The sequence below is a fragment of the Listeria sp. ILCC797 genome, assembly GCF_900186185.1.
In the GTDB taxonomy this organism is placed as follows: domain Bacteria; phylum Bacillota; class Bacilli; order Lactobacillales; family Listeriaceae; genus Listeria; species Listeria goaensis.
This window is the reverse complement of sequence record NZ_FYBS01000005.1, coordinates 202,858-210,475: the sequence shown is the minus strand read 5'-3', so window position 1 is coordinate 210,475 and position 7,618 is coordinate 202,858. Positions and strand designations below refer to the sequence as shown.

At 41.7% G+C, this 7,618-nt stretch carries 6 protein-coding genes; 3 read left to right on the top strand and 3 right to left on the bottom strand.

The window, feature by feature from the left end; genetic code table 11:
- Positions 1–435: 435 nt before the first annotated feature.
- Together BN1609_RS07315 and BN1609_RS07310 are read right to left on the bottom strand one after the other, a co-directional pair.
- Positions 436–2,577 carry an MMPL family transporter gene (locus BN1609_RS07315; RefSeq protein WP_088815812.1) on the bottom strand — a complete coding sequence of 714 codons (2,142 nt, stop codon included), beginning with the start codon at positions 2,575–2,577 and terminating at the stop codon, positions 436–438.
- Positions 2,578–2,671: 94 nt separating this feature from the next.
- The gene (locus BN1609_RS07310; RefSeq protein ID WP_088810038.1) at positions 2,672–3,277 is read right to left on the bottom strand and encodes a TetR/AcrR family transcriptional regulator; all 606 of its coding nucleotides are present in this window, start codon (positions 3,275–3,277) and stop codon (positions 2,672–2,674) included.
- Positions 3,278–3,559: 282 nt separating this feature from the next.
- On the opposite strand from BN1609_RS07310, the gene BN1609_RS07305 reads away from it, so the two are divergent.
- From BN1609_RS07305 to BN1609_RS07295, 3 genes are all read left to right on the top strand, one after another.
- Positions 3,560–4,765: an ammonium transporter gene (locus BN1609_RS07305; RefSeq protein ID WP_088810037.1), complete on the top strand. Its 1,206-nt coding sequence runs from the start codon at positions 3,560–3,562 to the stop codon at positions 4,763–4,765.
- A gap of 14 nt (positions 4,766–4,779) precedes the next feature.
- A complete protein-coding gene (locus tag BN1609_RS07300) occupies positions 4,780–5,148 on the top strand; it encodes a P-II family nitrogen regulator (RefSeq protein ID WP_088825604.1) in 369 nt (122 codons plus the stop codon).
- A gap of 128 nt (positions 5,149–5,276) precedes the next feature.
- Positions 5,277–5,657 carry a hypothetical protein gene (locus BN1609_RS07295; RefSeq protein ID WP_088810035.1) on the top strand — a complete coding sequence of 127 codons (381 nt, stop codon included), beginning with the start codon at positions 5,277–5,279 and terminating at the stop codon, positions 5,655–5,657.
- Between the two features lie 182 nt (positions 5,658–5,839).
- Here the strand turns inward: BN1609_RS07295 and aspS are convergent, their stop codons facing one another.
- Entirely contained in the window at positions 5,840–7,609 is a 1,770-nt protein-coding gene (gene aspS, locus BN1609_RS07290) for an aspartate--tRNA ligase (RefSeq protein ID WP_088825605.1), read from the bottom strand.
- Positions 7,610–7,618: the final 9 nt, after the last annotated feature.

Sequence of the window (7,618 nt, the reverse complement as noted above, 5' to 3'; positions counted from 1 at the left end):
ACCAATAATGGAAATCGCTATTTTTTTCCCGTTCATGGTTACACCCCTTTTCTCTATTTATATAAAAAACACCTCTTATAGTATACAACAAGAAACTCTCTTTTAAAATTAAAACCCCCAATTTTGTTGGTCTTACTCTTCCTCCCACACTAGCCGTTCTTGTGTTTGTAGCGTTATAACAACCTCCCTCTTACGTACGCTTTTGCCATAAGGTCGCGCAATTCAGGCAGGGCATTCTAATTGAAACTCATCTCCAGTTTATGTATTTTTCTTACAATTTTAATAGAGCATGTTACTTTTCTTACTGCCTATGTAGATTTTGTGAGCTTTTTAAAAAAAGGACATAAAAGAAAAATAGATAGACAAAAATCCAGTAATAATGCCATCTTTAAAAAATGAGCTTTACTGGATTTTTGCTTACTTTTATTTATTTTTCTAATCTTTCGATACCGTTTTATATTTCTTACCTGGCCAAAATGCCCATCTGCCAAACAGTGTTGTAACTGCTGGAACGAGTAGCGGCCGAACTAAAAATGTATCTAGTAATATACCAATAGCTGTAATGAGTCCAAATTGGACGAGCAGATTAATTGGCAACGTTGTTAAAACTAAAAAGGTTGCGGCTAAAATGACACCTGCAGATGTAATAACCCCGCCTGTTTGGTGTACGCCTTCTTGAACCGCTTTTCGTAGCGGCCATTTTTCTGCGTTTTTCCAAATACTTGAAATCATAAAGATATTGTAGTCCTCTCCTAGCGCCACAATAAATACGAACGCATAAAGCGGTATGAGCCCTGAAATGGCTGTTACACCAAAACCGTGATGCAAAATGAGCCAGCCTAATCCAATTGCCGCCGCATACGAGATTAAAACAGACAAGACAAGATAAATAGTCGCTGTAATCGAACGCAAATACGTCAATAGCAAGATGCTTATAAGCGCAATGACAAGCGGAATAATCACTTTTTCATCATGTTCCGTCACAGCGCGGCTATCATACTGGGCAGCCGTTTGACCAGCAACATACGCTTTCGCTGAATCATCACTTGCCACTTGTTTGATTTTTGGAATTAAATCCATCGCTTCATTGCTGTAAGGATTCATATCGAGTACGACATCATATTTCACCACACTCGAATTCTCTCTACTTTTTTCAGGCAAACTAACAGATTGAACGCCTTTTATGTTCTCTAAATCCTTCCTGAGCCCTTCAGATGGGTTTTCAGCAAGCACCTCGACTTTAGCTAAATACCCCGCCCCGTAATGATCACTTATTAGCTTAAACCCTTCACGTGATGGCATATCTTCTGGAAAAGTTGAGAGTGTGTCATACGTATAGGAAACATTGGTCGTTTGAATGGCTGCTCCCCCAAGTAGAAGCAGTGCGACAATAGTGACAATAATTGGATGTTTCGTGGCAAGTTTCCCAACACGATTCCAAAATTGGTTTTCGCTTTTATGTTTTTTATTCGGATGCGGGATAAAAGGCCAAAATGAAACGCGGCCAAATAGCCCAAGAAGCGCCGGAACTAGCGTTAGCGATGAAAGTAGCATAATCAAAATGGCAAGGCTAAACGGAATCGCAAAGTTGTGAAATGAACCGTACTGTGCAGCAAGTAGCATTAAGAGTGCCACCATGACGGTAAGTCCGCTTAATAAAATAGCGCCCGACGTCCCACTAAACGCTGTTCGGAAAGCTTTGAAGCGGTTTTCCTCATGACGTAAAACAGAGCGATAACGTGTAATGAGGAACAAACAATAGTCGGTCCCGGCTCCAAACAAGAGCACGGTCATAATGGAAAGCCCTTGCGAACCATACGTGATGAAACCATGTTCGCCTAGAAAACCGAGTAGTGGCGTAATCATCAAGTAAGCAAATCCGACCGCAATAAGCGGAATAAGCGCTAAAATCGGCGAACGATAGATGACAAGTAAAATAATTAAAACTATGAGCACCGTTGCAATAAGTAGTGAAACATCGGCATCTTGGAATAGCCCTGTCGCATCAACGCTAATACCTGCTGGCCCTGTAGTCCGCGCAACTAGCTCATCTTTACTCGATATTTTTTGGCTAAAAGGGTTCTCGCCTAGTACCCCTTCCGCACGCGTTTTTATTTCATTCATCCCCGTTTTAAGTTCATCTGCTGTGGCAGACTCGTCCATCAAGATAGTTTGAATGAAAGTCGTTTGGTCTTTTGAAAGTTGCTGTTTTAGGACAATTGGTGGCAGTTTCTCAAGTGGAATCGTGGCTTCCTGATGCGCCACTGGTGTTTTTGTAAGCGACGCATTAATGGCTTGAATGCTCGCTAAGTCCTCATTTGTCAAACCTTCTGCACGATACCAAGTAATCAGAAGCGGCGTTCCCGCCTGACCACCAAAATATTCTTTTACTTTGTTGTCCGCTACAACAGATGGCTCGCTACTTGGAAGGTCGCTTGCCGCATCATCTTTATATTCATCCGCACTCGGCAAGAAAAGCTGCAACAAAATCACAGCAAGTATCCAAATGGAAAGCGTCACAAAACGCCCTTTCTTTCCCCCAACACCATCAGCCATTTTTTCCAAAAAGTGACTCATATCTTTTCCCCCTTCGTTTATCAGTCGATAAATAGATTAGCATACTTTCACTTATCAATCGATAAATATGCTTCGATAAAAAAAAGATATTAAATTATACCTCTTTTTTACATAGCCCAAACAAAATAAAATTAATCGTTTCTTTCACACGAACATCCGTCGGTTCAGCACTTTCAAACTTGCTCATTTGCGAGAAAAGTGGACTTATCGCTGAAAGGAAAAAACGAGCAGCGCGTTCTGCAGAAATAGGTTCACGAATTTCCGCACGAGCTTCTAATTGCTTAAAAACATGCTCAAATGGACGCAAATACGTATCACGCCAAAGCGTATAAAGTAAAAATTGATTTTCTTCTTTTAATTCATTCAAAATATCATGAATCATTAGTAAAATATTGGTCGGGTGTTTATCAATTAGCATGATAACCATCTCATTTAGCGCATCCACCGGCGCTAAATTTTTCCGAATTAACTCGCTCATGTCAGCTTGAATGCTCGTCGTAAGCTCCTTCACAACCTCAAGATAGAGCATCTCCTTATCTTTAAAATGGTGATAAAGTGCCGGCTGCGTAATTCCAGCGATGACAGCAATTTCACGCGTTGACACGCTCCGATATCCTTTTTCCATAAATAAATCTCGGCCAGCATCTAAAATTTTCTTGCGCGTAATTAAAAATTCTTCTGCTCGACTTCTCTTCACCATGTCAAACGCTCCTTTTCCTCAACATGGTTTCATTTTATCATAAACAAACAAGATTTTCCCACCCTTCTTTTAGATTAAAACTGACATCGCTTTCCTAAAAAAACATTCTTCCCTCCTAAAATTCATTCCAAAAATCCGAATTGAAATCGCTAAATGTAAGATAATCTAACAAAATTCATAGAATTCATAAATAATTCTTGCAATTAAAATTTATTTATGTATTATAGTGGCATAAAGAAATTAATCAATGTTAGTTTATCTAACATTAAAGGAGAGTTGAATATGGAATCTGTCTTTATGTTTTTTTGTACATTGTTAGTTTGGCTTATGACACCAGGAATTGCATTATTTTATGGTGGCATGGTACGTCGAAAAAATGTTTTAAGTACAGCGATGTATAGTTTTGCTTCGATGGCCGTCATCTCGATTTTGTGGGTTGTTGTAGGTTATTCGCTCGCCTTCGCACCAAATAATGGCTTCATTGGCAGCTTTGACTGGAGCTTTTTAAACCAAGTTGGTTTCGCACCGAATGAATTATACAGCGATGCTATTCCCCATCTGCTCTTTATGATGTTTCAAATGACATTCGCTGTTTTAACAGTCGCTATCATATCTGGCGCTTTCGCAGAACGAATGAATTTTGCCGCCTATCTTGTTTTCATTATCCTTTGGTCACTCCTCGTCTACGCCCCTGTCGCACATTGGGTTTGGGGTGACGGCGGTTTCCTTCGCAATCTAGGCGCGCTTGATTTTGCTGGTGGTAATGTCGTTCACATTAGCTCCGGTATAACAGGTCTTGTACTCGCCATCATGCTCGGACGAAGAAAGGAAGTCGATACGGCTTCACCACACAATCTTCCCCTTGCTTTAATCGGGGGAATCTTCGTTTGGTTTGGTTGGTACGGTTTCAATGTCGGCAGTGCGCTCACAATTGATAACGTCGCAATGGCGGCATTTGTCAACACAAACACAGCGGCTGCGGCCGGCATTATCGGCTGGTGCCTTGTCGAGTGGCTAACGAATAAGCGTCCCACTATGCTTGGAACAATTTCAGGCGCTATCGCGGGTCTTGTATCCATCACTCCCGCCGCTGGTTTTGTCACCGTTCCTGCTTCCATGCTCATCGGCCTTCTTGGCGGCGCGCTTTGTTTCTGGGGTGTCTACTGGCTAAAAGGAAAAGTCAAATATGATGATGCTCTAGATGCATTTGGCCTTCACGGAATCGGTGGCATCTGGGGCGGTATCGCAACCGGCTTGTTCGCCACAACTAAAATCAATGAGGCAGGAGCCGACGGTTTATTTTATGGAAATCCGGCGTTATTATTTAAACAACTGGCAGCCATTTCCATAACCGTTGTCTTCGTCGCAATCGCAACCATCATCATCGTTGTACTTATCAAACTCGTCCTCCCGCTTCGTGTTAGCGAAGAACAAGAATACAAAGGCCTAGATTTGACACTTCACGGCGAAAAAGCTTATCAGGATTAAAAGGAGGTTTTACAATGGCAAATTTAACAAAAATTGAGATTATTACGCGCCCCAACCGATTTGCAGCCTTCCAAAAAGAATTGGCTAAAATCGGCGTTAGCGGTTTAACTGTAACAAAAGCACTCGGCACAGGTCTTGAAAAAGGCTTCATCGAATTGTACCGCGGCAAAAAGAAAGAAAATAATATTCATGAACGCATGAAAATTGAAATCGTCGTAAGTACTGTTCCTGTAGAAGACGTTTTACGCGTCGTCGAAAATACACTCCGAACTGGAGAACCAGGCGATGGGAAAGTTTTTATTTATCCGCTTAGCGAAGTGATTAAAATTAGCACAAGCGAAACTGGAACCCAAGCACTTCAAGATTCACCTACTGAAAATTAAAATTAACCAAATAAATGCCTCCTTTTCTAAAAAAATCATGAGAAATTGTCTTTTCCCCTTTACTATGGGCGGAATACAGCTATAATTGATAGTGAGATGTATTTAGATTGGAGGCGCGAGCTCATTTTATGCGTAAGATTCCCATTTTCACTATAATTGCTGTTTTGCTAATTGGTGGCGGATATTTCTACTATCAACACATGAGCACAAGAGTTGATATTACGTTTAATTTTACACCAACCAAAAAATCAGCAGATCATACTGTTAGCGGCACAATTGACGGCGCGGGTACTGAAGAAGTTACTATCCCGCTCTCTGAAGAAATGTGGAAGACCGTTAAAAAGGGCAGTCGTTATAACGTAGAAGCGACATTCTATAATAAAAATAAAGTCAGTAAAGAAGTAGCTAAAAATTTACAAGGTCCTTTCTGGGAAAACGAGGCCAATCAAGGTCTACTTGTAAATAAAGTTAAAGTCGATAATATGGAAGCCATTACGACTGGATTTTAAAAAAGTGGTGCGAAGCTAAAAACTTCACACCACTTTTTTTATTTATTTGATGACTTCCGTTTTTTTCGGTACAGATGGACAAGAACGAAAAATAAAATAATAATTGGAACGTAAATCACAAGTATTGGAATGAACGCTGTAAAAGTTGTCATTGTTGTTTTTCTCCTCCATTGTTATGGTTCTTATTCTTTTTCAGGAACAGTCAAACCTAACTCCTCTAATTGTGCTTTGCTTACTTCACCAGGCGCGTTTGTTAGTGGGTCAACTGCACTTCCTGTTTTAGGGAACGCAATTGTGTCGCGCAAATTGTTTTTTCCAGCTAAAATCATCACAATGCGGTCGAGTCCTAGCGCGATACCGCCGTGAGGTGGCGTGCCGTAGTCAAGCGCATCCATGAGGAAGCCGAACTGTTCTTCTGCTGCTTCGTCCGTAAAGCCGAGCGCGCGGAACATTTTTTGCTGTACTTCTTTTTGATAGATACGAAGCGAGCCGCCGCCAATTTCATAGCCGTTTAGCACAATATCATAGGCTTCCGCCATCGCCTCTCCTGGCTTTTCTTCCAAAAGAGGAATGTCTTCTGCTCTTGGTAAAGTGAACGGATGATGTGCAGAAACGTAGCGTTTTGCTTCTTCATCGTACTCAAATAGTGGCCAATCTGTTACCCATAAGAAAGCGAATTTGCTTTCGTCAATCAGTTCCAGCTCTTTCCCAAGTTTTGAGCGGAGTGCCCCAAGAGAAGCCGCAACTACTTCGCTTGTATCTGCTGCAAAAAGGAGTAAGTCGCCAGCTTCTGCATCAAGTGCTGCGCGTAATTCAGCCTGCTTTGCTTCGTCAAAGAACTTCGCAATTGGACCTTTTAACTCGCCTTCTTCAACTTTAAGCCATGCCAGTCCTTTCGCGCCGTAAGTGCCGACAAATTCACCTAGCGCATCAATTTCTTTACGCGAGTATTTATCAGCCGCTCCTTTTGCGTTAATTGCTTTAACAACGCCGCGAGCTTCAATTGCAGACGTGAACACTTTGAATGCCACATCGCTTACAAGAGCTGAAATATCGATTAGCTCTAGGCCAAAGCGTACATCTGGTTTATCGCTACCAAAACGTGACATCGCTTCACTGTAGGTCATGCGCGGAAATGGTGCACTGATTTCAATCCCCTTCGCTTCCCGTACAACGTTTACGAGCATTTCTTCGGTCATGCCCTGAATTTCTTCTTTGGATAAAAAGCTAGTTTCAAGGTCGACTTGAGTGAATTCAGGTTGCCGGTCGCCTCTTAAATCTTCGTCGCGGAAACAACGAACAATTTGGTAATACTTGTCAAATCCAGCTGTCATTAAAAGCTGTTTCAAGATTTGCGGTGATTGCGGTAGCGCATAGAAATTCCCCGGATAAACGCGGCTTGGAACTAAATAATCACGCGCCCCCTCAGGCGTGCTTTTCGTTAAATACGGTGTTTCAATATCATAAAAACCAAGTTTGTTTAATGTTTCGCGGAAAACGCGCGTCACCGTGTGGCGCATTTTAAATGTTTCTGCCATTTCGTTGCGGCGCAAATCAAGATAGCGATATTTTAAACGTAGCTCATCGGAAACATTGATGCCGTCTTCAATGTAAAATGGTGGCGTTTTGGAACGATTTAAAATCGTCACGCTTGATGCCACAATTTCTACTTTCCCAGTTGCAATTTTAGTATTGATAACCGCCTCATCACGCGCGGCCACTTTTCCTTTTACGGTAATGACAAACTCTGAACGAATGGATTCCGCAATACGAAGCGCCTCTTCGGAAAACTCCGGGTTAAAGACGACTTGGACAATTCCTTCGCGGTCACGCATATCGATAAAGATAAGCCCACCTAAATCACGACGTTTTTGTACCCAACCGTGTAATACGACTTCTTGACCAATGAATTTTTCTGTTATTTCTCCGCAATATGCTGTTCTCTTTTCCACGTTTTTTCC

Excerpts from the sequence above, each read along its gene's own strand:
- BN1609_RS07295 (WP_088810035.1), top strand. The coding sequence starts at position 5,277 with ATGCGTAAGATTCCCATTTTCACTATAATTGCTGTTTTGCTAATTGGT.
- BN1609_RS07310 (WP_088810038.1), bottom strand. The coding sequence starts at position 3,277 with ATGGTGAAGAGAAGTCGAGCAGAAGAATTTTTAATTACGCGCAAGAAA.
- BN1609_RS07300 (WP_088825604.1), top strand. The coding sequence starts at position 4,780 with ATGGCAAATTTAACAAAAATTGAGATTATTACGCGCCCCAACCGATTT.
- BN1609_RS07305 (WP_088810037.1), top strand. The coding sequence starts at position 3,560 with ATGGAATCTGTCTTTATGTTTTTTTGTACATTGTTAGTTTGGCTTATG.
- BN1609_RS07315 (WP_088815812.1), bottom strand. The coding sequence starts at position 2,577 with ATGAGTCACTTTTTGGAAAAAATGGCTGATGGTGTTGGGGGAAAGAAA.